The sequence below is a fragment of the Sphingomonas sp. Ant H11 genome, from assembly GCF_000797515.1.
GTDB lineage: Bacteria > Pseudomonadota > Alphaproteobacteria > Sphingomonadales > Sphingomonadaceae > Sphingomonas.
Genome location: NZ_JSBN01000158.1, coordinates 1 through 3089, shown reverse-complemented (window position 1 = coordinate 3089; position 3089 = coordinate 1). Strand labels below are relative to the sequence as shown.

Annotated in this window: 3 protein-coding genes and 1 pseudogene; 2 read left to right on the top strand and 2 right to left on the bottom strand. The window is 67.1% G+C overall.

Annotated elements, in window-relative coordinates:
• Positions 1-117: 117 nt before the first annotated feature.
• Positions 118-588 (bottom strand): peptidylprolyl isomerase, encoded by a 471-nt coding sequence (locus tag NW75_RS20455; protein ID WP_033967243.1) that lies wholly within the window; start codon positions 586-588, stop codon positions 118-120.
• Between the two features lie 156 nt (positions 589-744).
• Between NW75_RS20455 and mgtE the strand changes: the two are divergent.
• Together mgtE and NW75_RS20445 are read left to right on the top strand one after the other, a co-directional pair.
• Positions 745-2139: pseudogene (gene mgtE, locus NW75_RS20450) on the top strand (magnesium transporter).
• A 24-nt stretch (positions 2140-2163) separates the two neighbouring features.
• The gene (locus tag NW75_RS20445) at positions 2164-2583 is read left to right on the top strand and encodes a DUF1489 family protein (RefSeq protein ID WP_033967242.1); all 420 of its coding nucleotides are present in this window, start codon (positions 2164-2166) and stop codon (positions 2581-2583) included.
• Between the two features lie 21 nt (positions 2584-2604).
• On the opposite strand, the gene NW75_RS20440 is transcribed toward NW75_RS20445, so the two are convergent.
• On the bottom strand, positions 2605-3089 hold a 485-nt coding region (locus NW75_RS20440), incomplete at its 5' end, for a GIN domain-containing protein (RefSeq protein ID WP_052192548.1).

Below are 3089 nucleotides of genomic sequence, written 5' to 3'. Positions count from 1 at the left end.
CCCCACTGGGGGAGAGGTCGGGAGAGAGCATCATGGGCGACAGCCCCTGATACTGCCCCTCTCCCGACCTCGCCGCGCTCGGCCACCCTCTCCCCGCAAGCGGGGAGAGGGAGATCGTTACTCGGCGCGCGCCTTCACGATCTTGCCGGGCTCGCGCGGCGGCTCGCCCTTGGGGAGCGCGTCGACATATTCCATGCCCGAGGTCACTTCGCCCCACACGGTATATTGGCCGTCGAGGAAACGCGCATCGTCGAAGCAGATGAAGAACTGGCTGTTGGCCGAGTTCGGGCTCTGCGCGCGCGCCATCGACGCGACACCGCGGACATGCGGCTCCTTCGAGAATTCGGCGGCGAGATTGGGCTTGTCCGACCCGTGCATGCCGGTGCCGGTGGGATCGCCACCCTGCGCCATGAAGCCGGGGATGACGCGGTGGAACACGACGCCGTCGTAAAAGCCGTCATTAGCCAGCTCGGCAATCCGCGCGACATGGTTGGGGGCGAGATCGCCGCGCAACTTGATCACGACATCGCCGCCTTCGCCATTTCCGGTGTCGAGCGTCAGGGTAAGGGTTTCGGGAAGTTCGGCCACGGAGGCTCTCCTGCTATTATCCGTAATGGTCCGCCGTAGCGATGCCGGGCACGGCTGGCAAATGCGCAACCGCCCCAGAGGCGGGGGTCGCGTTCGCTTGGCTTTGCGGCGGGGCAAGGCTACACCGCCATGGTCGCGTGGCTGAGGAGGTCTGACATGAGCGAGACCGACCTACCCGAAACCGACGTCGATACCGCGCAGCTCGACGAGGACGACCGGCTCAAGCCCGAATTCGTCCGCTCGATGCGGTCGAGGATGGCGATGCCGAGGGTGCGCGCGCGCTGGTCGAGCCGCTCCACCCCGCCGACATCGCCGATCTGTTCGAGCTGACCCCGCACGAACTGCGCGCCGCGCTCGCCACCGCGCTCGAAAATCTGCTCGACGGCGACGTGTTCGCCGAGATGAACGATTATGTCCGCGAGGATTTGATCGACGCGCTGTCCGCCACCCAGGTCGCCGACATCGCCTCCGAACTCGACACCGACGACGCGGTCGCGATCATCGAGGACATGGAGCCCGCCGACCAGCGCGAGGTGCTCCGCGCGCTCGACCCCCGACGATCGCGCCGCGATCGAGGAGGCGCTGCGCTACCCCGAGGAATCGGCCGGTCGCTTGATGCAGCGCGAGCTGATCGCGGTGCCCGAGCATTGGTCGGTCGGCGACGTGCTCGACTATCTGCGCGGGCATGAGGAGTTGACCACCGATTTCTGGGAAATCTTCGTGGTTGACCCGGCGCACAAGCCCGTCGGCACCGTGGCCTTGTCGTGGATCCTGCGCACCCCGCACGGCATCGCCATCAGCGATGTGATGCAGCGCGAACAGACGCTGATCCCGGTCGACATGGACCAGGAAGAGGTGGCGCTCCGCTTCCAGAAATATGCGCTGATTTCGGCCGCCGTGGTCGATCCCGCCGGGCGGCTGGTCGGGATGATCACCGTCGACGACGTGGTCCACATCATTTCCGAAGAAGCCGGCGAGGACATTCTGCGCCTGTCGGGCGCGGGCGACGGCGACATTAACGAACCGATCCATTTGACCGTGCGCACGCGCATCACCTGGCTGGTGGTCAATCTCGGCACGGCGATGCTGGCGGCATCGGTGGTGGGGCTGTTCCAGGGCGAGATCGGGCGCTTCGCCTTGCTCGCGGTGCTGATGCCGATCGTGTCGGGCATGGGCGGCAATGCCGGCACGCAGACGCTGGCGGTGATGGTGCGCGCGATCGCGACCAACCAGCTGACCAGCTCCAACACCGGGCGTATGATCTACCGCGAATTCCGCATCGCCGCCGCCAATGGCGCGATGCTGGGCGCGCTGATCGGGATCGGCACCCTGCTGATCTTCGGCAACGCCAATCTGGCGATCGTGATTGCGATGGCGATGGTCATCAACAATCTGATCGCGGGGCTGTCGGGCGTCCTGATCCCGGTGACGCTCGACCGGCTCGACATCGATCCGGCGGTGTCGTCGGCGGTGTTCGTGACGATGATGACCGATGTGATGGGGTTTTTCTCGTTCCTCGGGCTCGCCACGCTGTTCGGGCTTGGCGGTTAGCGCACGCCGCCCCATTTGGCGCAGATGCCGTTGCATTTGACCAAGGTCGCGTTCGGCGCGACCAGCCTCGACCATCTCGCCGAACGCCTGCGCCAGCGCGGGGCCGAAGGGCCGGTGTTCCTCACCACGCGCTATTTGCCCAAACGGCATGAGGAAATCGCCGGGCCGGGTGCCGAAGCGGGCGGCTCGCTGTTCTGGATCATCAAGCACACGCTGGTGGCGCGCTCCCCGATCCTGCGCTTCGGCGAAGCCGAGGGCGGGCGCGTGGCGATCCATATCGACCCCGAACTGGTGCTGACCGAAGGCCGCCCCAAGCGCGCGCATCAGGGCTGGCGCTATCTTGAAGCCACCGACGCCCCCGCCGATCTCGGCGAGGGCGCGGTGGCGGGCGATGCCATTCCGGCGGCGTTGCTGGGGAAATTGTCGGCTTTGGGGTTGCTGTAGCGGCTTGAGAGGCCCGCCCTGCTATTGGCCCACCGCCGCGCCGCCACAGGTAATCGCGCCGCCCACCGCCTTGGTCTTGCATTTGGGGCTGCCGAGCACCGTCACCGCGCCCAGCCCCGTGGTCATGACATCGGCGAAATAGCGCGCGCTGGCCGTGATCGGACCCGCCCCGCCGTTGCGGATGACAATCTGGTCGGCGTGCAGCGCGGTCGCATCGATCGTGCCTGCGCCACTGGAGATGATCCGCACTTGCCCGCCGCGTCCACCCAGCGTCAGCGTGCCCGCACCGATCAGCGTTACATTGACCTGTTCGGCTTCGATCGCCGGCGCGACGATCGTGCCACCGCCCGTCAATTGCACATCGACGCGTTGCGCGCGCAGCGGGCCGGTGATGTCGAGCTTGCCGCCCCCGATCATGGTCGCGCCGCGCAAATCGGTGGTGCGCAGATAGACGACCGCGCCGCCACCCGCCGCGCTCCGGGGCGCGCGCGGACGATCAGCGTGCC